This is a genomic window from Aquamicrobium segne (genome assembly GCF_042656785.1).
GTDB lineage: Bacteria > Pseudomonadota > Alphaproteobacteria > Rhizobiales > Rhizobiaceae > Mesorhizobium > Mesorhizobium segne.
In genome coordinates, this window is record NZ_JBHSLL010000055.1 from 1 (window position 1) to 20,469 (window position 20,469).

21 protein-coding genes are annotated in these 20,469 nt (G+C 60.9%); 12 read left to right on the plus strand and 9 right to left on the minus strand.

Translation table 11 applies throughout. From position 1 onward, the window contains the following. Positions 1–122 precede the first annotated feature (122 nt). The 7 genes from ACFPLB_RS14460 to ACFPLB_RS14490 all read left to right on the plus strand — a co-directional run bounded on the left by ACFPLB_RS14460 (position 123) and on the right by ACFPLB_RS14490 (position 3,781). Entirely contained in the window at positions 123–455 is a 333-nt protein-coding gene (locus ACFPLB_RS14460) for a recombinase family protein (RefSeq protein WP_465251481.1), read from the plus strand. A 103-nt stretch (positions 456–558) separates the two neighbouring features. Continuing rightward, positions 559–771 carry a ribbon-helix-helix protein, CopG family gene (locus tag ACFPLB_RS14465; protein ID WP_378230869.1) on the plus strand — a complete coding sequence of 71 codons (213 nt, stop codon included), beginning with the start codon at positions 559–561 and terminating at the stop codon, positions 769–771. A gap of 196 nt (positions 772–967) precedes the next feature. Further along, a complete protein-coding gene (locus tag ACFPLB_RS14470; RefSeq protein ID WP_378230871.1) occupies positions 968–1,837 on the plus strand; it encodes a helix-turn-helix domain-containing protein in 870 nt (289 codons plus the stop codon). Positions 1,838–2,119: 282 nt separating this feature from the next. Further along, positions 2,120–2,791 carry an AAA family ATPase gene (locus ACFPLB_RS14475; protein ID WP_378230873.1) on the plus strand — a complete coding sequence of 224 codons (672 nt, stop codon included), beginning with the start codon at positions 2,120–2,122 and terminating at the stop codon, positions 2,789–2,791. Next, entirely contained in the window at positions 2,788–3,120 is a 333-nt protein-coding gene (locus ACFPLB_RS14480; protein WP_378230875.1) for a stability/partitioning determinant, read from the plus strand. Before ACFPLB_RS14475 ends, ACFPLB_RS14480 begins: the two co-directional genes overlap by 4 nt. A gap of 54 nt (positions 3,121–3,174) precedes the next feature. Then, entirely contained in the window at positions 3,175–3,486 is a 312-nt protein-coding gene (locus ACFPLB_RS14485; RefSeq protein WP_378230877.1) for a type II toxin-antitoxin system RelE/ParE family toxin, read from the plus strand. A gap of 13 nt (positions 3,487–3,499) precedes the next feature. Beyond that, complete coding sequence (locus ACFPLB_RS14490) at positions 3,500–3,781, plus strand: helix-turn-helix domain-containing protein (protein WP_378230879.1); 282 nt, start codon at positions 3,500–3,502, stop codon at positions 3,779–3,781. Between the two features lie 245 nt (positions 3,782–4,026). Here the strand turns inward: ACFPLB_RS14490 and ACFPLB_RS14495 are convergent, their stop codons facing one another. From ACFPLB_RS14495 to ACFPLB_RS14510, 4 genes are read right to left on the minus strand one after another with little or no spacing between them, the layout of a single operon-like run. Beyond that, positions 4,027–4,293, minus strand: a complete 267-nt coding sequence (locus ACFPLB_RS14495) for a hypothetical protein (RefSeq protein ID WP_378230881.1) — start codon at positions 4,291–4,293, stop codon at positions 4,027–4,029. Continuing rightward, on the minus strand, positions 4,283–5,947 hold the full coding sequence (locus ACFPLB_RS14500) for a type IV secretory system conjugative DNA transfer family protein (RefSeq protein ID WP_378230883.1): 1,665 nt from the start codon (positions 5,945–5,947) through the stop codon (positions 4,283–4,285). Before ACFPLB_RS14500 ends, ACFPLB_RS14495 begins: the two co-directional genes overlap by 11 nt. Then, positions 5,944–6,252, minus strand: a complete 309-nt coding sequence (locus tag ACFPLB_RS14505; protein WP_378230885.1) for a mobilization protein — start codon at positions 6,250–6,252, stop codon at positions 5,944–5,946. The genes ACFPLB_RS14500 and ACFPLB_RS14505 overlap by 4 nt, the downstream gene beginning before the upstream one ends. Positions 6,253–6,265: 13 nt before the next feature. Next, positions 6,266–7,042, minus strand: coding sequence for an NYN domain-containing protein (locus tag ACFPLB_RS14510; protein WP_378230887.1), 777 nt, complete (start codon positions 7,040–7,042; stop codon positions 6,266–6,268). 277 nt (positions 7,043–7,319) lie between these two features. On the opposite strand from ACFPLB_RS14510, the gene traA reads away from it, so the two are divergent. Together traA and ACFPLB_RS14520 are read left to right on the plus strand one after the other, a co-directional pair. Next, on the plus strand, positions 7,320–10,898 hold the full coding sequence (gene traA, locus ACFPLB_RS14515; RefSeq protein ID WP_378230889.1) for a Ti-type conjugative transfer relaxase TraA: 3,579 nt from the start codon (positions 7,320–7,322) through the stop codon (positions 10,896–10,898). An 11-nt stretch (positions 10,899–10,909) separates the two neighbouring features. Then, the gene (locus tag ACFPLB_RS14520) at positions 10,910–11,656 is read left to right on the plus strand and encodes a DUF6118 family protein (protein ID WP_378230892.1); all 747 of its coding nucleotides are present in this window, start codon (positions 10,910–10,912) and stop codon (positions 11,654–11,656) included. A 370-nt stretch (positions 11,657–12,026) separates the two neighbouring features. On the opposite strand, the gene ACFPLB_RS14525 is transcribed toward ACFPLB_RS14520, so the two are convergent. From ACFPLB_RS14525 to ACFPLB_RS14545, 5 genes are all read right to left on the minus strand, one after another. Continuing rightward, positions 12,027–12,719: a GntR family transcriptional regulator gene (locus tag ACFPLB_RS14525; RefSeq protein WP_378230894.1), complete on the minus strand. Its 693-nt coding sequence runs from the start codon at positions 12,717–12,719 to the stop codon at positions 12,027–12,029. Between the two features lie 117 nt (positions 12,720–12,836). Further along, positions 12,837–13,937: a Zn-dependent alcohol dehydrogenase gene (locus ACFPLB_RS14530; protein WP_378230896.1), complete on the minus strand. Its 1,101-nt coding sequence runs from the start codon at positions 13,935–13,937 to the stop codon at positions 12,837–12,839. 57 nt (positions 13,938–13,994) lie between these two features. Continuing rightward, positions 13,995–14,936, minus strand: a complete 942-nt coding sequence (locus ACFPLB_RS14535) for an EamA family transporter (protein WP_378230897.1) — start codon at positions 14,934–14,936, stop codon at positions 13,995–13,997. 111 nt (positions 14,937–15,047) lie between these two features. Next, positions 15,048–16,178, minus strand: coding sequence for a M24 family metallopeptidase (locus ACFPLB_RS14540; protein ID WP_378230899.1), 1,131 nt, complete (start codon positions 16,176–16,178; stop codon positions 15,048–15,050). A gap of 216 nt (positions 16,179–16,394) precedes the next feature. Further along, entirely contained in the window at positions 16,395–17,291 is an 897-nt protein-coding gene (locus ACFPLB_RS14545) for a LysR substrate-binding domain-containing protein (protein ID WP_378230901.1), read from the minus strand. 153 nt (positions 17,292–17,444) lie between these two features. On the opposite strand from ACFPLB_RS14545, the gene ACFPLB_RS14550 reads away from it, so the two are divergent. The 3 genes from ACFPLB_RS14550 to ACFPLB_RS14560 all read left to right on the plus strand — a co-directional run bounded on the left by ACFPLB_RS14550 (position 17,445) and on the right by ACFPLB_RS14560 (position 20,444). Further along, on the plus strand, positions 17,445–17,915 hold the full coding sequence (locus ACFPLB_RS14550) for a MaoC family dehydratase (RefSeq protein ID WP_378230903.1): 471 nt from the start codon (positions 17,445–17,447) through the stop codon (positions 17,913–17,915). Positions 17,916–17,920: 5 nt separating this feature from the next. After that, positions 17,921–19,489, plus strand: a complete 1,569-nt coding sequence (locus ACFPLB_RS14555; protein WP_378230905.1) for a CoA-transferase — start codon at positions 17,921–17,923, stop codon at positions 19,487–19,489. A 67-nt stretch (positions 19,490–19,556) separates the two neighbouring features. Then, positions 19,557–20,444 (plus strand): alpha/beta hydrolase, encoded by an 888-nt coding sequence (locus tag ACFPLB_RS14560; protein WP_378230907.1) that lies wholly within the window; start codon positions 19,557–19,559, stop codon positions 20,442–20,444. Positions 20,445–20,469 lie beyond the last annotated feature (25 nt).

The window sequence follows — 20,469 nt, forward strand, 5'->3', positions numbered from 1 at the left end:
AACTCAGGGACTATGGGAAGCGCGTTCTCGGCTTAGCGTAGGATTTCGCCCCCTCCCGCAAACGACCCCGGCTAGACCGCCTCGCCCGATCGACGGCCGATCTTCTGGCGATCGCGGAGCGGATCAAGGAGGCCGGCGCTGGCCTGCGCTCCCTGGCCGAGCCGTGGGCCGATACGACGACGCCGGCCGGGCGCATGGTGTTGACCGTGTTCGCCGGCATGGCCGAGTTCGAGCGGTCCTTGATCGTGGAGCGCACGAGCGCGGGCAGGATCGCGGCGAAGGCCCGAGGCGTGCGGTTTGGCCCCTCCCCTGCCCTGTCGGCCGAGCAGATCGCGCACGCTCGCCAGCTCATCGACCGGGAGGAAAAATCAGTGCCCGAGATCGCCCGGCTCTTGGGCGTGCATCGCGCCACCCTCTACCGGGCGCTTGCTGGATCGGCCCCAAATCGGCGTTGAGGCCGTGCTGGTCGTTCTCTACGGCCGCCGATTTGCGCGATATTTCCGCGCCTTAGACATAAGGGGTTGCAGAATCGCGGGAATTGGCTGCTTACTTGTAAGTATGAAGCAGAACACGGAAAAGATTCGGAAGGACGTTGCCGCCCATCGGGCGCGGCAAGCGGCGGCGGGTCGCGTGGCGCTGAATACCTACGTTCCGGGTGATCTGGTCGAGGCAATCGACCGGATTAAGGAGCGCCGTGGCGTACCGGGTCGTGCGCCGATCATCGAAGAAGCATTGAGGTTGCTGATCGAGAAAGAAACGTCGAGGGCATGAAATGAAAAACCCCTAGCCGTTCGCAGCGGCAAGGGGTTTTCGGATTACGGCAGCGGCTATGTTTGGAGGCCACCTAAGCAGCTCCCAACATAGTCGAGAGTGAGCCACCCGGCAAGAGTGAGTCTTGCCGGGAACGGTGAAACTTTGCCCGCCATCCACATCGTCATGTCCGCCCAAATGGAAGGATGAAGGGCATATGTTGAGGACGCAAATCGCGGCCGCGATCGGCTGCGCGCGCGGGCACGCGCTTGATGAAATCATGCGAGAGGTATGGGCGCGCTACAGCGCCGGCCAGCTCTCCGAGGAAGACGCGGGCCAGCTCTCCACGCTCGCCCAAGAGCGCCGGGCGGCGTGGCGGGGATCGTCACAGGCCGGGCTTGGCCTGGTCATGCCCCCTCCCCCCGAGCGATGCCCGACGCCGGTTCGCCGGCACAGCCATTTCAAGGGTCGATCGGAGGGCCAGATATGGCGGCCGACGACGCGGCGGGAAATGGTCATGCTGATGGACGCGGCATATCGTTACGATGAGCAGAAAGGGCCAGGTGAGCGGAACGGGCCGCTCGGACCCGTCGCCCTTCAAGTTCTCCGCTATTTCGTCAATCTGGTTGATTTCAAGACCGGCCGGCTAGAGCCGTCCATAGAAACGATCATGGGTAAAATTAGGCGTTCGCGTGACGCCGTTGTCCGGGCGCTCAAGAACCTGCGCGCGCATGGCTTCCTCGACTGGCTGCGGCGCTACGAGCCGACCGGCAACGAGAGCGGCCCCCAGGTACAGCAGGCGAGCAATGCCTATCGCCTATCCCTGCCGGAGAAGGCCCGCCAGCTCCTGGGGCGGTTTGGTAAGACTCCTCCCCCGCCTGACGATCACGGTCAGGAACAGAAGGTTTGGGCCGATGCGATAGCCGCCTACCGGGCATCTTTGCCGATGGAAGACCGGATGCGTATGGATTCGGACAATCCCGCTCTCACGGAAGCCCTAATCAAGCTTGGAAAATCAGTGAATAAGCGTGAGTCCGCCATCCGGACTGAATCCCTGTCTGATCTTTATCTAAATATGAAAACATAAGCGGACGCCGCTGTTCGGGCCTCTAACGAGGCCCTGCGGCGGTTCCAATCCGCGTATAAAGCGGATCGGCAAGCGGAAACCTCACAGCAAATCCGCAACGCTCGTGCTTGCGGCAACCGTCCTATGGGCTTTCGAGAGGGAGTAAGTGGTGAGGGCGGCGGTAAATCTCTAGCAGCTGGTAAACAGCTATAAATTTATTAAGCCGCTTTCAATCCGCTAGTTAACTGCCTATAAAGACAAAGCTGCTAACATTCTGCTTTCTAGCGGATAACTGGAGGGAACATGGCCGTCATTTCGTTTGTTTCGAGCAAGGGCGGCGTTGGCAAAACGACCTCTGCCGTTGTGCTGGCCGGTGAACTCGCCGCCGCTGGGCGCAAGGTCGCGTTGATCGACGCGGACCCAAATAGACCGCTTGAAGCCTGGTCGCGGCTTCGGGCGCTGCCCGAAGCGCTCCGGATCATAGTTGATGACTCGGCCGAAACCATCATCGACACCATCGAAGATGCGCGCGCAGCGGCAGATTTTGTCATCGTCGACCTTGAGGGCACCGCAACGGATCGGATCGGCTTCGCGGTCGCGCGGTCGGATTTGGTACTCATTCCGCTGCAAAGTTCGGTTCTCGACGCGGCCGAGGCCGCAAAATCGGTCAAGCTGGTGCGCCAAATGTGGCGCGTAGCGAACCGGGAAATCCCTTATCGGGTGTTTTTTACGCGCGTTCCCCCGGCCATCCGAGAGCGCACGGCGCGGGATATAGATCGGCAGTTTTCCGATGCAGCGATCCCGGCTCTTTCGGCAACGCTGATAGATCGAGCGGCCTTCCGTACGTTGTTTTCCTTGGGCGGGACGCTTCACGAGCTGGAAACGTCCGATGTTTCCGGCCTCGACAGCGCTAAGGAGAACGCCCGCGAATTTGCGCAGGCCGTTATCAATGCTTTTAGGGGAGCGGCCGCATGACCAGCGAAGAAAAGAAACGAGCCACGTTGGATTTTGGCGATGAGCTGGAGACGCCGGCAGTGGCCCCCCCGCTTGATCCGAACGCGATCAAAGCGGCCACTAGGGCGGCCGGATTCCGCGAGACGCCGAAGACACCGGATTTCGAGCTGACAGCACCCACCAGGCCAACACGACGCGCGCGACGCAAGACAGGCCGCACGGAGCAGTTTGCGACCCGCCTGCGCGCCGATACCCTTGAGGCGATCTATGCCTATGCCGACCGCCATGAGATCACGCTTGCCGAGACGATCGAGCGGGCCATGAGCGCACTTGTTGAGCGGGAGGGGTGAGCGGTTTCGCTTGTCGGTCTATACAGGTTTTGATATAAAGGACTAATGGCTGATATGAAGCAGCTCGAATTTCTCGGGGACTCCCTTGAGCAGTTGAGGGATTTCCCCGAGACGGCGCGGAAAGAGGCCGGCGTTCAGTTGCACAAGGTTCAGCAAGGGATTGAACCGAGCGATTGGAAGCCGATGACGAGCGTAGGGCAGGGGGTGCGGGAAATCCGCATCCGCGACGAAGCCGGAATCTTCCGGGTGCTCTACATCGCCAAGATAGAGGATACCGTTTATGTGCTGCACGCCTTCCAGAAGAAGACGCAGCAGACGGCGAAACGGGATTTGGACCTAGCTGCGACCCGGTTGCGGCAAATCTAGCGGAGGCGTGACGATGGAACGTCAGAGCTTTGCGAATGTATGGGATGCACTGGAAGACACGCCGGCCGAGGCCGCGAACATGACCATGCGTTCCAATCTGCTTATCGCGATCGAGCAGCGCGTGCGGAGCTGGGGCGTTACCCAGGCCGAGGCTGCGCGCCGGCTGGGGATCACTCAGCCCCGGCTCAATGATCTGCTGCGCGGTCGGATCACGAATTTCAGCCTTGATACGCTCATCAATCTGGCGAGCCAGGCTGGGCTTTCCGTTCGGCTCGATATTGCCGAGGCCGCATAAGCCCGTAGCTCAGCGCTCCTTATCCCGCCCCCGGCCCGGGAACGCGGTTTCCCATTGCGCTGTAGAGAGCCGGAGGGCCGCCAGTGATAAAGCCCCGGTGGTCCGATAGGTCTCGTAACGTTCGAAACACGCTGTAACCCGGGGCCTGGCATCGCCATTATCCAAGGGGATCGACGCGGCCAGCGTTTGAACTTCCTGATAGGCTAGGGCGATGCGATGCCGGTCCCTTTCGTCGCTCTTTAGGATCAGACCGAGGTGAAAGCCAGCGTATCCATGATGTCCGTGGTTTCTTCGATCATCGCCATGCTCTCACCTACAGTTCCCGCCAGAACCGGGCATCGTCCTTGACGCGCGGCCCCCAGGTGGCGGCGATGAGGATGCGGCCGTTCTTGTACTTGTCGGAGAGCTTGGTTTTTTTGGGCATCCTCGAACTCATCGAACAGGATGCGGGCAACCCGCTCCAGCTCGCGCCGCTTATTGTCGGGCAGATGGCCGAGGGCTTCATGGGGCATCAAACAGCCCCTTAAATTCGGGATCGGCATAATAGGCGAGCTTGCCGGCGACGATCGGGCGTTGCCCGGCCAGGAACAGCAATTCGGCATGTCCGGGCAGGTTGCGGACCTCATCAGGGGTGAGTAGCGGCCGGGCGGTGTGTTGCTCGCCATAGGAGATTCCAGACCTGTCGGAATCGAGCGCCCGGCTTATGGTCTGGAACACCACGGTTTCCTGTCCGAGCAGGTCGGAGACGAGGCGGGCGCTGTCGTGGTCATTGACGCCGAAGACCTGAAGGACGCCGGCGTTTGACAGGAAGGTGCCGGCGCGCTGCCCGTAGGTGGCGCGGAGCTGGTGGACGTCCTGAAAAATGGGCCAGAGCTGGACGCCATAGCCGGCCATGAGGCCCATAGCGCGTTCTACGGGAGCCAGGTGGCCGAGGGCGGCGAACTCATCCAGCAGATAGAGGACCGGGGCGGCGGGTTTGGCGGGATCGCGGGCCATGTCGGTGAGGCTTTGCGCGACGAGCAGGCGCAGCCATCGGGAATAGGTGGACAGGCGATCGGGGGGCAGGACGAGGAACACCGAGGCGTTGCGGCGCTTGAAATCGGCAAAGCGGAAATCGGAGCGGGCCGTTACATCGACAATGCGGGGGCTGTCGAGGAAATGGGTATGGCGCTGCGCGGCCGAGAGGACGCCGGCCGCCTCGCGGTCGGATTTCGCCAGATGGCGATTTGCGGCGCGGGCGATCAGGCCGCGCGCCGCCGTGCTGGCCTGCATGTCCTTCAGCATCGTGAGGAAGGCGTCAGGGGCGGCGGTGAGGCAGTAACGCACCATTTCAAGGGTGCGGTCCTCATGGGCATTGTGACACACGACATAGAGGATAATGCCGGCGATCAGCGCCTTGGCTTCCTCGTTCCAATGCGCTTCGCCGGCCATGCCGGGTTCATCGAACACGAGGGCGTCGGCAAGGGTGCTGGCATCTTCCGCGACATCGAGGCCGGCCGGATCGAGCGTGTCGAGCGGATTAAAGGCGGCCGAGGGCTGGCCGGTGACGCCGAAGGGGTCGAGGACGTGGACCGGCCCGAATTGCTGGCGGGCGCGGCCGGCGATCTTGGCGTTCTCGCCCTTGGGATCAATGCAGATCACGGAGCGGTCGGCGGTGAGCAGGTTCGGGATGATGGTTCCCACGCCCTTGCCGGTCCTGGTGGGTGCCATCGTCAGCAGATGGGCCGGGCCGTCATAACGCAGGAGCTTTCCGGTCTTGCCGTCGCGGCCGATGAGCAGGCCGGAATCGGACCGCGTGAGGGGCGCGACTTCCTTGTTGGTGGCGAAGCGGGCCGAGCCGTGGGTTTCGCCTTCCATATCCCCGAAATGGGTAATCAGGGGATTGGTGAGGAAACGGAAGACCAGGGCGGCCAGCACCAGCAGCGTGATGAGATCGAGCGCGATGAAGGGAACCGAGCCGGGGCCGAAGCCCTGTTGTTCGAGGAAGAACCGGCCGCCAAAGCCGATGACGAACAGGGCAACGATGAGGATGAACAGGGCTTTCAGCAGCCCTTGCCATATGCGGAAGGGCAGGGAGATGAGAGCTACAAAAGCCCATAGGGGATCACGGCCGGCCGCGCGCAGCATGTTCTTGAAGGCAGCCCATGCAAGCGTTGCCTGGCTCATGAATCGGCCTCCCCGGCGTTGCGCGTTCCTTCTCCGGTTGCCGGCGCTGCGGCGAGCAAATTGTCAAACAGGTCTTTGTCGCCTGGCCGTGTCAGAAAGCCGGGCAGCTCGCGCTTGAGCCATTCGCGGAGGCGACGGGAAAATTCCTCATCCTTGACGTTGTCAAGGCGATGGAGGACGAGCGCGCCGAGCAACACCTTGCGGCGGGTATCATTGGCGCGTTCCTGTTTCGACAGCCTGGCCTTGAGAGCTGAACGCTGCGCATCCAGTTCGGCCAGCCTTTGTTCGATCGTCTTGCGTGCCATATCTCGTTCCCTCCTATTTCGTGGTGCGGGCGGTCGCTTCACCCTTGAGGCGAACCATGATGATTTTGGGGTTGTCGCCAATGCGCTCGACCTCGACTATGCCGGACGCCTCGACCAGTTCGGAGAGGCGGGGAAAGCCGAAGTTGCGGGCGTCGAAATCGGGCGACTGCTTCGCCAGGTGCGCGCCGACGCGGGCGAGATTGGCGCGGCCGTCTTCATCGGCCGAGGCGGTGACAGCTTTCGCCAGCATGTCGAGGGCAGCACGATCGAGCGCGGCTTTCGTTGGTGCAGGCTTGGCGACGGCGGCCTTGGGCACGGCGACGGCTTCCGCTTCCTTCTGTTCCCCGGTCGCATTGAGCACGTCGAAATAAACGAATTTGTCGCAAGCGGTGATGAAGGGGCGGGGCGTCTTGCGTTCCCCGAAGCCATAGACGGTGACGCCCTGTTCGCGGATGCGCGCGGCGAGGCGGGCAAAATCGCTATCGCTTGAGACGATGCAGAAGCCGGAAAAGCGGCCGGTATAGAGCAGGTCCATAGCGTCGATAATCATTGCGCCATCGGTGGCATTCTTGCCGGTCGTGTAGGCGAATTGCTGAACCGGCTGAATGGAGTGTTCCAGCAGGCACTCTTTCCAACCGTTGAGGTTCGGCTTGGTCCAGTCGCCATAGATGCGCTTGACGCTGGCGGTTCCATAGTTGGCGATTTCCGCGAGAAGGCCGGCGACGATCTTGGACGAAGCATTGTCACCGTCGATCAGCAGCGCCAATGCCGGACTATTGTCATTTGCCATCTTCTTTTCCCTTCGCTGGCAGCCAGATTATACGAAGACACGTCCAGCTAAAGTGTTTCGGGTCTTAGTATCTTGCTCGACCTTGCATATTCGCCTCTTTTGCCGCAAAATCGTGGCCTCAACTCATTGCATTAACTTTGCCGCAAGCGCCACACCGATCGACGAAAGAACGAAGCGATTGAGTTGAGAAGGGCGCACTTACGAGTTGCTTCGCAACTCAGCGCGCCACCAGCTTGGAGGCTGGCGGGAAAGGCTGAAACGGGATCGAGGCAACGGGTTGGCGATCTACCATTTGAGCATGAAGCCAGTCTCGAGAGCGAGCGGCCGTAGCGCCGTCGCCTCAATGGCTTATCGTGCCGGGGAGAAGCTGACCAACGAGCGCGACGGGATCACGCACGACTACACGGCCAAGCAGGGCGTTGAACATGCCGAGATCGTCTTGCCCGAAGGCATCAACGCCGATTGGGCGCGGGATCGGTCGGACTTGTGGAACGCCGCCGAATTTGCCGAGAAGCGGAAGGATGCCCGCGTTGCACGGGAGTTCGAGATTGCCTTGCCGCATGAGCTTTCGGCCGAGCAGCGGCTAGAGGCGGCGCGGGAGTTCGCGCAGGAATTGGCCGACCGCTACGGCGCGGCCGTGGATTTCGCCATCCATGCGCCGCACGACGCCAGCGACGTTCGCAATCACCATGCCCATGTGATGATGACAACGCGGCAGGTGACGGAGGACGGTCTAGGCGACAAGACCTATCTTGAGCGCGAAAACAAATGGCTGTTGGCGCACGACCTGCCGACGACCGATATGCAGCTCCGCGACCTTCGCCAGAGGTGGGAGGGGATCGCCAACGAGCGGTTGGCGATGGCCGGGCTAGATATTCGGATCGACCATCGTTCGCACATGGAGCGCGGCCTTGAGATCGCGCCCACGGAACATATGGGCGTCCATGCCACGCAGATGGAGCGGCGCGGCCTCGACGTGTCGCGGGCGCGGCTGGACGAGGAAGCGGCCCGGCGTAATGCCGAGCTGATCCGGGAGAAGCCCGAGCAGGTTCTAACCCTCATCACCGGCGAAAAGAGCGTGTTCGACCGGCACGACGTTGCGCGGGCGCTGCATCGCTACATCAACGACGACCCGCAGGAGTTCAGAAACGCCTTTGCGAAGGTGATGGCCTCGCCGGCGCTGGTCGAGTTGCAGGCCGAGCGGATCGACCCGGCAACGGGCGAGATCGCGCTTGCCCGCTATTCGACGCGGGAAATGGTCGAGATCGAATCCGGCATGATCGAGAGCGCGCAACGGATGCACGAGGCACATGGTCATGGCGTCGATCGCAGGCATGTCGAGCGCGCCATAGCGGCCCAGGACGCCGCCATTCAGCGCAGCAGCGGCGACATGACGGCGGGATTGTCGGCCGAGCAGCGCGGGGCGATCGAGCATATCACCGGGCCGGAGCGGATCGCGGCCGTTGTCGGTTATGCCGGCGCTGGCAAATCCACCATGCTCGCCGCAGCGCGCGAGGCATGGGAGGCCGAGGGCTATCAGGTTCACGGTGCGGCCCTGTCGGGCAAGGCGGCCGAGGGCTTGGAGGAATCTTCCGGCATCCAGAGCCGCACCCTCGCGTCATGGTCCCGCAGTTGGGACAACCCACATAGTGGGGACCGCTATGCACTCGGCCGCGGCGACGTGTTCGTGATCGACGAGGCCGGCATGGTCGGGAGCCGCCAGCTCGCCCGCTTCGTTGGCGAGGCCGAAGTGCGCGGGGCGAAGATCGTCCTTGTAGGCGACCATGAGCAGTTGCAGGCGATCGGGGCCGGCGCACCGTTCCGGGCGATCACGGAGGAAATCGGCCATGCCGAGCTTTCCGAGATTCGCCGGCAGCGCGTGGACTGGCAGCGGGAGGCTTCCGTTGACTTCGCCACGCACCGGACGGCCGAGGGGCTGGCGGCCTATCGGGATCATGGCAATATCAGCTTTGCCGAGACGGGCGAGGACGCGCGCGGCCAGATCGTGCGCGATTATCTTGCCGATCGCGACGAGCGCCCGGACGGCACCCGGGTTGCGATGGCGCATCGCCGGGCCGATGTTCGGGCGATCAATGACGCGATCCGGGCCGAGCTACAGGACCGCAGCCGCGGGCTGTCCGAGGGCGAGCAGGCGCGTGGTGCTCTTGGAGAAGGCCTGACCTTCCAGACCAATGACGGTAGCCGAGAGTTTGCGCCGGGCGACCGCATCGTGTTCCTCGAAAACAACGGCGACCTTGGCGTGAAGAACGGCATGCTTGGCACGGTCGAGGCCGTCGAGCCTGGTCGGATCGTCGCCACGCTGGACCGGGGCGATAGCATCAGCGTGCCGATGGGCGATTATCAGGCGATCGACCACGGCTATGCGACGACGATTCACAAAAATCAGGGGGCGACGGTCGATCGGGCCTATGTGATGGCGTCGGGGACGATGGACCGGCATCTAACCTATGTCGCCATGACCCGGCATCGTGACGGTGTGCAGCTCTACGCGGCACAGGACGAGTTCACCAATGCCGGCCGGCTGGTCGAGCATGGGGCCGCGCCCTTCGAGCATGACCCGCAGAAATCCGGCAGCTATTTCGTGACGCTGGAAAACGACAAGGGCGAGCGCCGCACCCTTTGGGGCGTCGATCTTGAGCGCGCCATGAAGGAGGCCGCGCCCGAGATCGGGGAGAAGATCGGCCTACAGCATGAGGGTTCCACCCCCGTCACCTTGCCGGATGGGACGCAGACGCACCGGAACACATGGAAGGTTCAGGACGCCGGCGAGCTGGCCTATAGCCAGCTAGAACGCCGCCTGTCCCGGTCGGGCGTGAAGGAAGCGACGCTCGATTATACCCGCGACTTTGCCGAGCGGCGCGGGATCGCGGAGCAAATGGGCGTCCGCAGCGAGATCGAGATTCCGGCCGAGCGGGCGGCCGGGCTACGTGCGGAGCGGGAGCGGATCGAGGACCGCGCGCCGAGATCCTCGCAAAAAGTCGGCGCGGATCTCGCCGGCGATCGACAGCAGCGCCGCAGCCGGTTCGAGGGCCTGAAACTCGGGCGCGGCGCGGCGGCCGAGGGGCCGCAGCAGGATCGCGCCGGCGAGGCCGGCCCGCAGATCGACAGACAAGGCCCGCAGCAGGCCGAGAAGCAGCGGCGCGGTATGTTCGCCGGCCTCAAGCTCAATGCGCGCCCTGCCCCCTCGCAGGACCGCACAGAGCGGCCGGAAAGGGAAGGGAGCTTGCGGCCGGCGCCCGACCGGCTGGCCGAGCGGGCGCGGGGACCGTCGCCGCTTGAGGCGGCCGTTGACCGCTATTCGCGGGCCTATCAGTCGATCGACCAGCACCGGCGCGAGGGCCTGCTCGTTCTTGACATGCAACGGCAGGAAATGCGCGCTGCCGGCCAGCAGCTCGACCAGGTGCGCGGCGGCATGAAAGATTTGATGCGCTTGACGCTGGAAAACGACCCGGCGACGGCGCGCGCTATGACCGAGCTTTCCGGCCGGGAGCGTGTCGCCCATGTTATCGACGGGATGAAGCGCGAAAACACCGCGCTGCAGGACCCGAATATTAGGGCCGAGCGGTTCGTTGAACGCTGGCAGGAGCTACAGGGGCAGCGCCGGGAGCTTCGCGGCTGGCAGCACGACGAGGCCCGCGCCAAGGTCGAAAGCCATATGAACGGCATGACCAAGAGTCTTGAGCGTGACCCGCAGGTCGATACCATCCTGCGCAATCACCGGCAGGAGCTTGGAATCGGGCAGGAGCTTCGCCGTGAGCAGACCATTGCCCGCGCGCTGCAAGACGAAATGACACGCGGCCACCGGCTTAGCCGGGGCATCGGTATGGAAAGGTAGGCACGGAGAACATGGCGGAGCTGGACGACGACAGGGAAGGAATCGAGCCGGAAGTACTGGACGAGGACGCCGGCGACCCAGCCGCCGCGTTCGACGCGCTACGGCGCACGATCGAGACGCAGGGCGCGCAGATCGGCGCGGAAATGACCGTGATGCGGCGGGGGCTGGAAGCGGCTTTCGACCAGCTCGAAAAGATCGAGCCGGCGCAGGACTACAAGCCCCAGCTTGCCCAGCTCGTGCAGGCGCTCAATAATGTTGCGGAGCGGATGCACGGCGTAGAGCAATCGCCCATTCTCCGACAGGGCGCGCAGCACTATACGGCGGCGCTCGAGCGCAGCGGCGAGGGTCTGGTGAGGACCGCCGTGCAGCAACTCGAGCGGCAGGCGTCCGACCTCGAGCGCATTAGCAGCGTTTTTGCCTCCCATAACAGAAGCGCCTTTCATCGGAAGGATCAGGATTTCCGCGTGTGGATGGCGGCCTGTATCGGCGTTGTTGTCGGCGTATTCTTGGTTTTTCTGTTGCCGCGCTTCCTACCATTTTCGGCCGACAGCCACATTGCCAGTATTGTCATGGGCCAAGACCGCATCAGCGCCGGCTATGCGATGATCAGGGCGGACGATCCTCTTGAAGTCGAGAAAATGAAATGGGGCGGCCGGTTTTACAACGCCAGCAGTGGGGAGATTTCCGCCTGCCTCGAAACGGCCAGGCAGACCGGAAAACACCAGAAATGCACTATCACCGTGCCAACGCCGGACTGACCATCGTTTTCATCCGGCATTTCGCGTGTTCTAGGGCAAAGAGTCGGCCGTGCCCTTGACGATGATGTCGACATGCGGCTCGAACAGATCGCCAGCTTTTCAACAGCCGATACCGCCTCGCCTGCCAGAGCTCAATCGCCGGGGCCGCCGTGAAGAGCAACTGTCCACTCGCCTGCTGCAGATACCGTCGATCAGGTCGTGGGTGAAGGCGATGTCGTTGCACCCGGGCACGGGGCTTCTCATATAACTAAGCCAGATGAGCGATTTACGGTGGAAAAGCCGCTAGGGTCAGGACGTCGGTAACGAGGCGGTATCGTCAGCGATAGCCGATTGCGACGTCGATAAAGGCCAGAAAGCCGAATAATCTACTTCAGCAATGCAAGGCTGATGGATAGTTGAGCGTTGCGCGGGCGAACTCTTCGAGTTGGTCCATAAGGGCATCCGTCGCCTTCTCCGCTTCGCCGGCATTTCCATCGACAACAGCTGTTATCCGCACGACATGTGCTGCGACGAGTATCTTCAGATCTTGGCCGCTACGCCGATGGGCGAACCAGAAACGCCGGGAAAGACCTTGAAATAGACTCAAGGATTCAAAATATTCATTGTGCGCCGCTTCGATTAACTTGGCATACATTTCCTTGCTGATCCGGATGAAACGGATTGCGTCGTCGTTCTGTACTGTCTCCTGGATGAGATCGACGAACTTCAGGATTTCCCGCCGTTGGCTCTGCGTGGCGCGCTGCGCGGCGACCCTTGCCAGTGGGCGTTCCAGATGGCGGCGGACTTCGAGGAGCTTCATTTGGCTGGCGACGTTGATTTCTGCGACCATGATGCCTCGGCGGGGCAGTATTTTCAACAGGCGCTCCCGCTCCAGCCGTTGAAGAGCTTCCCGCATCGGGGTTCGTCCGAGCTTGGAGAGCTGGATGAGCATGGCCTCAGAAATGACCGATCCCGGCGTGAGTCGAAGCGTGATAATCATCTCCTCGAGCTCGGAATAGGCACTTCTGCCGAGCGACGGCCCATTGCTCGTCTTACGGCGCTGGGCGGAGGTTTTGTTGGTCATATTCTGCCTTTTCACTCCCGAAAACGTCCATAGATACAACAACGTTTCTAGATCTTTTTACATGCCGCTTGTAATATATCAAAGTGTATTTTTTGCGCCTGGGGAAAATCCCGGCAGCTAGAACGTTATCACTGAGCGGATGACGTCGCCGGAAGCCAATGCGTCGAAGCCTTCGTTGATTTCCTCCAAACGGATATTCCTGGTGACCAGTTCGTCAAGCTTGAGTTCGCCGCTGAGATAGCTGCGGGCAAGGGCGGGGAAATCCTGGTGCGGGCGCGCACCTCCATAGCTCGAGCGGACGACGCGTTTCTCCCCCATCAGGCTTCCCCAACGGAAAGAGACGTCCTGCTGGACGTTGACCTTGCCCAACCATACGACTTGGCCGTTGGGTCTCACGGCCTCCATGGTGGAGCGAAACGCCCGTTCCGATCCGGCGGATTCGAAAACGTAGTCTGCACCGCGTCCGTTGGTCGCTTGGCGGATGAATTCGACGGGGTCACCCGTAGCGGCGTTCACCACGGCCGTGGCGCCCAATTGGCGGGCGATCTCCAGTTTGCGATCATCCAGGTCAACGGCGACGATCGTTTTTGCGCCGCAAAGCCGCGCTCCCTGAACGGCGCTGAGGCCGACTGCACCACATCCGAAGACCGCGACCGATGCGCTAAACGTCACTTTCGCGACCCGGGTCGCGGCACCCACGCCGGTCATTACCCCGCAGCCGAGAAGACACGCCCGGTCAAATGGCATGTCCTTCGGGATCGGAACCGCTGATTGGGCGGGAACGACGCAATATTCCGCAAAGGAACCCATGTACATCAGGTTGTGAATCGGTGTCTCCCCGCTTCGAAGACGCGTCGTGCCGTCGAATTGCCCGCCCTTTGGCCCATTTTCCACGAAAGGCTCGCAAAGGATCGGCTGGCTCTGGTCGCAATAGAAGCAGCGACCGCAACTCGGATTCCATGACAGGACCACATGGTCGCCTACAGCAACGGAAGTGACCCCGCCGCCGACCCGCTCCACCGTCCCGGCTGCCTCGTGCCCCAGTACGATCGGCACGGGAAAATTGAGTTGACCGTGGATGACTTCCAGATCCGTATGGCAAAGGCTTGTCGCCTTGATCTTGACCCGCACTTCTCCCGGTCCCGGATCGTCGATATCTATCGTCTCCAGGGAAAGCGGCTTTCCAAATTCCCTCAACACCGCGGCTTTCATCTTCATGGGGCTTCTCCAGAAATGGCCGCCGCGGATGTCCTGGCGGCGCGAATTACGTTTTGACTAGCAGTCCCTTGCTGTGTCGGACGATGGCGCATGTACGCCCTTCAGATAGGTGATCGACACGCCACCAATCACTAGTGCCGCGCCCGTCAACTGCAGGCCGGAGAGCGTCTCCCCGAACCACCACATTGCCAGCAGGCCGGCAAATACTGCCTCTAGACCGGACGTCAGTCCGACTTCGAGGGGGGAGATGTAGTGGGTTGCCAGCAGCATCAAGGCGAAGGCACCGAGGGTTCCGAACAGGCTGATCCCGAGGCTGTTGATCAGCATAGTCGCCGAGCCAACGATGGTGTCGATCCGGAACGGGTCGAAAGCGGCGCCCCAGCCGATGGCCAGGAGGGTCGCGATGCCGAAACCCCACAAGAGGGAAGGGCCGGTTCGATATCGCTCCTGAACATATCGGCCGACGACAAGATAAGCGGCGTTTGCGACGGCTGAGGCAAGCCCCCAGCCTATGCCCGTCCAGTTTGCGGAAACCTGTTGTGTTTCGAACAACTGCACGAGGAGAACGACGCCAACGAGGATACAAGCCACCGAAGCGCCAGCCGATGGCGTGAAGCGCTCTTTGAGAACGATGGCTCCGAATAGGATGATAAGCAGCGGATGGGTAAACTGGAGAATGATTCCAAGTGCGACGCCTAGATGAAATATCGCCTTATAGAAGGTAAACATCATTGCCCAGAGGCTCAGGCCGAAAGCCGCGAGCAGAAGTCTGTCGCCCAACGGTCGTCGTGTTGGCCCCGCTTCTGCCAGACGCAACGGCGCCGGACGAAAGGCCAGGGCAACGAGCCACAGGAGGGCGGCGGCAACGGTGATCCGTACCGCTGTCAGTTCGGTGACCCCCATCCCCTGCTGGAACAGGGATTTTGCGACATTGCTGAAAAGGGCCCAGAGCAGGATTGCCGTTAGCGCAAGCCCGAAGCCAAATGTTCTACCAAACATTCCAGTGACCTAATGAGATGCCCGGAGGCTTTTTCGCTGTCCGACGACGTTGAGCCGGTTGTCCAGACGCGGCGAAGTTCGGATCGCCACGCCCGGATATGCGCTTACCAATCAGGGATCGACGCAGATGAGCTCCAGAGGAGTACGTGTCAGAAGGTCCGGTCCGTTCTTGTCGATCATGACCATCGATTCGGTTCGCAGACCGCCAACGCGGGGAACTGTGATGTTGACCACCAGTTCGACGAACATGTTTTCCTCAAAGGTCATCTCATTGACCTCGGAAACGACGGGGGGCATACGCGAATCTGTCGCTAGGCCATGACCCAACAGGCTGCTGGCAAATTCGTCCAGCCCTGCGGCCTTGATGACTTTGCGTGTGCGGCGCGCTGCATCCCCGATGACAACACCCGGCTTCATATTTTGTAGCATGGTGTTGATGGCTTCTTTCCAGACGGCCTCGAGCTTGCGCTGCTCTTCGCTCGGCTTGCCGACGCATACGTTGAATGCAAGGTCTCCGCAATAAAGGTCGATCAGCGGATGGATATCAATGGTGACGATATCCCCGCGCTGGACGCGTTTGGTGGTGGCGGGCTGCGACCAGCCTTTCGGGAAGCTCTGGCGATAGCCCGAGCCAACTTCCGTGCCGCCGGTGACGGCCCAATTCCATTGGCTCCCGGCCGAACGTGTCACCTGCTCGACCACCCCTGCGATCTCGGTTTCCATGACGCCGGGGCGAATGAACTTAATGACGGCTTCAGCTGCGAGATCGCACACTTCGGCGGCGCGGCGCATCCGTTCGATTTCTGCAGGTTCCTTGATCAGCATCACGGAATCGACCAGTGAGGACGCATCCTCGAGACTGGCGTTCAGACGCCGGCTTAATTCATGGTGCTCGTTGACAGTCAGGTCGTCCGTTTCCAGACCGACGACACCGGATGACAGGCCGCATTCGCTGACGATTTCTGCGACAACCTCAGCCATCGAGGGACCACGAAGCGCAAGTTCCCAGGGCCGCATGTTCTTGATCCAGGAATCATAGGCAACACGCTCGGAATCGATGCTCGTCGTCGTCACGAACACTTCGCCCTTGCGCGGAATGACCACGGCGCTGCGCCAGGGCATCATTGCGCCGGCTAGGTAATGCCGGCTCCCCAGCTTAGTAGCGACCATCACATCAAGCCCGCTTTCCTCCATGCGCGCTCGGATTTTCTCGATTCTGTTAGCGAAGTCAATGCTTTGCACAGCTGAACCTTTCCTCTCGAAGTTGCTGATTTATATTCATATATATCATGAATATAATTAGAGCAATAGTTTATAATATATCAATAATGAGATTTTGAAGGTGTTTGTGCTACGATTGTAGATGGCCGGAAACGCCGGCAATGGCCTTGCCGTTTCTCCGTTCGGAGACAGGGAAAATTGCAGATGAGAATAAGAGCCTACGCCGGCTTACCGCGCTTACGGGATCCCGAACGTGCGCACAAAATCCTTCGCCGTGTCGATAAAGGCGCTGAGCAGAGATGTCGGCGTGCGGGTCCAGGCGAGCTGTACCTCGATTTCGGCGTTCGTGTCGGTAAGCGAGACGTATTTGACGTGCTCGAAATGGACACGGCGGACACCAGACGGGACGAAGGCGAGACCTGCGCCCGAGCTGACCAGTCCAAGCAGCGTGTAGACCTGCGCGGCTTCGGTCACAATCCTCGGCTCAAAGCCGGCCTCGGCGCACATATTGAAGATCGTGCGGTGAAAATCCGGCGCTACCTTGCTGCTGTAGATAATGAAATTCTCGGAAGAGCAGTCCGACAAGGATACTGAATCGAGCCCGACAAACGGATGGTCTGCCGGAACCGCCAGTATGAAAGGCTCCGTCAACAGAGTCTCGCTCTTCAAGGCTTCCGATCCGGAGACAGGGCGCATGAATGAGATGTCGATTTCCCCGCGCAGCAATCCATCGACCAGGTCCACGACGGGAAACCAGCGCAATTGGACATCGACCAATGGATATTGCTCGCGGTAGGCGCGCAGGATGGGTGGCAGAAGCGTGTAGGACATGTGCTCGAAAAAGCCGATCGCCAACTGGCCGATCTCGCCGCGCTGAGCGCGCTGGGCCTGGACCTTTGCGTTTTCGACAGATCGCAGAATCTGTCTAGCTTGTTCGAGATAGGCTCGTCCACCGTCGGTCAACTCGACACGCTGGCGGGTGCGTAGCAAGAGTGGGACGTCCAGTTCTTCTTCCAGCTGCCGAATCTGGATGCTGAGCGGCGGCTGGGCGATATGCAGCCGTTTCGCCGCCCGGGTGAAGTTCAACTCCTCGGCGACCGCGACGAAATAACGAAGGTGACGCAGGTCAGGCATTATACTTTCTCGATATAAAAATCGACCTAATTATATATTGGACGTGGTTGTCGCGCAATCCTTATGATCTTGTTCCAGGGGCAGGAAGGAGGAAGTCAGGTCACGTAAGTGACAACTCCTGCCTAGTTCCAACTCATTCATGGAGAGAGAAGCATGTCTGGAGACCACGTTCCCACGTCCAAATATCCGCCACCGACGATCAATCATAGCGGTCCCGTCTCGACTTTGATCGGAAGCGAAGTGAGTTACTCGCGGACCATCGGCGAATACGACATCTACGCGTTCTCGGGCATCAGTGGCGACAACCATCCCAACCACATGAACGAGGAATATGCCAAGCGCGTGGGTCTCGGTGGCCGCGTCGCGCAAGGTTCGATGCTCGTCGGCTACGTCTCCGGCGCCGTCGTGCGATATCTAGACTGGACCGGTCGACCGGCGGTTTCCTACGGATACGACCGGGTCCGCTTTACCAAACCCGTCCGTATCAACGACACGCTCACCGTGACCTACCGCATCGTCAAGGCCGACGATGAGAAGAAGCGGCTATGGGCCGACGCGAAGATCACAAACCAGAACGACGAGATTGTGTGTGTTTGCACGCACATCATCCACTTCCAGGAGTAACGGTGATGAGCAAGATCTGCACAGCGGAAGAGGCCATCGCGCACATTCGCACCGGCCAGACTGTTGCCGGTGCCGGCGTCATAGGCTGGGTAACGCCGGATACACTTTACAAGGCGTTGGCGAAGCGGTTTACCGACACCGCTGAACCGCGCAACCTGACCTTCTTCTTTCCCGTGTCTGTGGGAGATGCACAAAACATCAAGGGCATGGATCACGTCGCCATCGAGGGATTGATGAAGCGCGTGGTCTGCGGCAACTTTATCAACCCTGTTAATCCGGCGACGGGCAAGCGGCCCGAAATGATGCGACTGATCAAGGAAAACCGGATCGAAGCCTATTGCTGGCCGATTGGCGCCACCATGCACTGGCTCCGGGAAGTTGCGCGACGGGGGCCGGGCTACCTAACGTCGATCGGTATCGGCTCTTATATCGATCCGCGCCAGCAGGGTGGCAAATATACCGAGCGCGCCAAGGAAGATCTGGTGCGATTGCACACCATCGACGGGCGTGAATACCTCCATTATCCTACCTGGCCGCTGGACGTCGCTTTTATTCGCGCGACCAGTGCCGACGAGCAGGGCAATCTCAGCTTCGAGGAAGAACCGATCTTGTCCACGGCTCTTGCTCTTGCTCTGGCTGTGAAGGCATCTGGCGGAAGGGTGATCGCACAGGTCCGCAAGATCGTGCCGCGCCGTTCTCGCAAGGCGCACGACGTTCGCGTGCCGGGAGAACTGGTCGATCACGTTGTCGTCGAAGCGGCCCCCGTCATGACGACCGGCGTGGTTTATGACGATCGTTATCTCGGCGGTCAGGTACTTCTCCATCAGCCTGAACATCGGTTGCCGCTGGGTGCAGACAAGATCATTGCGCGTAGGGCAAAGGCCGAAGTCAGGCCGGGTGTCGTCACCATCTTCGGGTTCGGCGCCTCCTCCGACGTCCCGACCGTCATGCTTGAGGACGGCGAGTTTGTCGATGACGGGCTGCTGAAATACAATTTCACGACTGAGCACGGTCCCTTCGGCGGCGTGGTGACGAGCGGCTGGCAGTTTTCCGCCAACCTCTATCCGGAAGCCCTGATTGATGGCGCTCAGCAGTTCGATTTCATCAACGGCGGTGGTTGCGAGATGGCGGTTCTCGCCTTCGCCCAATTCGATCGTGCGGGCAATGTCAATGTCAGCCGGTTCGGCGCAGCAAATCCGGGTGCCGGTGGGTTCATTGATATCGCATACAACGCACGCGAACTGCTCTTCACCGGGACCTTTACCACCGCGGGCCTCGATGTGGGGATCGAAGACGGCAATCTTCAGGTCCGGCGGGAGGGAAGCATTCGCAAATTCGTGGAGACGGCTGATGAGATAACCTATCCGCTAATGCGAAACGTTGCGGAGAGGGGACAGAAAGCGCAACTGATTACCGAGCGGGCCGTGTTCGACGTACAGGCCGATGGACTAGTTCTGACCGAGGTTGCCCCCGGTATCGATGTCAGGACGCAGGTCCTCGACCTGATGGCAGTTCCACCGAAGGCCATCCTCGATCCTCTGCCGCGCATGGCGGCGAAGCTCTTCCAGGACTGATGGCTAAACGCCTGCCAATGCAGGCCCCTCCCGGAGCCGTTTCAAAACGAGCTTCCGGGAGGAGAGCATGGCGGCGGGTGCAATAAGGTCGATCACCATGAATGTCTATCGGGAGTTCAGCCAGGCTGAACTAGACCACGAATACGATGTTTTCCAGTGTGTGCCGGCTGCGAATCTGCAGGCATATCGGGCACGCTGGGCGGACCAGAATGTCGAAGCTCGCGCTTCGACTCATTGCGCGTTCGACATACGCTACGCTGAGGGTGAGCGGAGTCTGCTCGACGTTTACCACTTCGGACGGAGCGATCCCCGGCCCGTCCAGATTTATATCCACGGTGGGTTCTGGCACATGAATAGCCGCGAGGAGGCGTCCTATGTTTCCGCCGGTCTGCGCGGGGCGGGATATGTGACGGTTGTTCCAGGTTACGATCTGGTTCCGAGAGGAAGCATTCCGTCTCAGGTAAGACAGTTAAGCCAAGCGGTTCTCTGGGTTCGGCGAAACATCAGGCACTATGGAGGCGATCCGAGCGATATTCATCTGATCGGGCATTCGGCTGGCGCTCATCTCGCCGCTATGCTGCTGACGTTGGATACGACGGCGATCGATCCTGCCTTCGCATCTGGCATCCGTTCCGCCAATCTCATCAGTGGCATGTTTGACCTGGAACCGATCAGGAAAAGCTCGCTCAATGCTAAGCTCGGTTTGCGCGTGGAAGACATCGCGGCTATCAGCCCATCCCGCCTGCGGCCGTTCGTAAGAGATCTGACGCTGCGCCTGGCTGTCGGCAGCGAGGAGAGCGGCGAGTTCTTCCGGCAGGCCTGTGAATTGGCCGCGGCGTGGCGCGACGCCATTCCCGCAATAGAGCTGACAAATGTCGCGGGATGCGACCATTTCTCGATACGGGCCGAACTTTACCATCCGCGGTCCACGGTTACGCGATTTGTCACGCAGTGACCCCACGAGATTGGTACGGATGCCT

Bases quoted from the DNA above. Each gene is read 5' to 3' on its own strand.
- ACFPLB_RS14465 (WP_378230869.1), top strand. From the start codon at position 559: ATGAAGCAGAACACGGAAAAGATTCGGAAGGACGTTGCCGCCCATCGG.
- ACFPLB_RS14470 (WP_378230871.1), top strand. From the start codon at position 968: ATGTTGAGGACGCAAATCGCGGCCGCGATCGGCTGCGCGCGCGGGCAC.
- ACFPLB_RS14475 (WP_378230873.1), top strand. From the start codon at position 2,120: ATGGCCGTCATTTCGTTTGTTTCGAGCAAGGGCGGCGTTGGCAAAACG.
- ACFPLB_RS14480 (WP_378230875.1), top strand. From the start codon at position 2,788: ATGACCAGCGAAGAAAAGAAACGAGCCACGTTGGATTTTGGCGATGAG.
- ACFPLB_RS14485 (WP_378230877.1), top strand. From the start codon at position 3,175: ATGAAGCAGCTCGAATTTCTCGGGGACTCCCTTGAGCAGTTGAGGGAT.
- ACFPLB_RS14490 (WP_378230879.1), top strand. From the start codon at position 3,500: ATGGAACGTCAGAGCTTTGCGAATGTATGGGATGCACTGGAAGACACG.
- ACFPLB_RS14495 (WP_378230881.1), bottom strand. From the start codon at position 4,293: ATGCCCCATGAAGCCCTCGGCCATCTGCCCGACAATAAGCGGCGCGAG.
- ACFPLB_RS14500 (WP_378230883.1), bottom strand. From the start codon at position 5,947: ATGAGCCAGGCAACGCTTGCATGGGCTGCCTTCAAGAACATGCTGCGC.
- ACFPLB_RS14505 (WP_378230885.1), bottom strand. From the start codon at position 6,252: ATGGCACGCAAGACGATCGAACAAAGGCTGGCCGAACTGGATGCGCAG.
- ACFPLB_RS14510 (WP_378230887.1), bottom strand. From the start codon at position 7,042: ATGGCAAATGACAATAGTCCGGCATTGGCGCTGCTGATCGACGGTGAC.
- ACFPLB_RS14520 (WP_378230892.1), top strand. From the start codon at position 10,910: ATGGCGGAGCTGGACGACGACAGGGAAGGAATCGAGCCGGAAGTACTG.
- ACFPLB_RS14525 (WP_378230894.1), bottom strand. From the start codon at position 12,719: ATGACCAACAAAACCTCCGCCCAGCGCCGTAAGACGAGCAATGGGCCG.
- ACFPLB_RS14530 (WP_378230896.1), bottom strand. From the start codon at position 13,937: ATGAAGATGAAAGCCGCGGTGTTGAGGGAATTTGGAAAGCCGCTTTCC.
- ACFPLB_RS14535 (WP_378230897.1), bottom strand. From the start codon at position 14,936: ATGTTTGGTAGAACATTTGGCTTCGGGCTTGCGCTAACGGCAATCCTG.
- ACFPLB_RS14545 (WP_378230901.1), bottom strand. From the start codon at position 17,291: ATGCCTGACCTGCGTCACCTTCGTTATTTCGTCGCGGTCGCCGAGGAG.
- ACFPLB_RS14550 (WP_378230903.1), top strand. From the start codon at position 17,445: ATGTCTGGAGACCACGTTCCCACGTCCAAATATCCGCCACCGACGATC.
- ACFPLB_RS14555 (WP_378230905.1), top strand. From the start codon at position 17,921: ATGAGCAAGATCTGCACAGCGGAAGAGGCCATCGCGCACATTCGCACC.
- ACFPLB_RS14560 (WP_378230907.1), top strand. From the start codon at position 19,557: ATGGCGGCGGGTGCAATAAGGTCGATCACCATGAATGTCTATCGGGAG.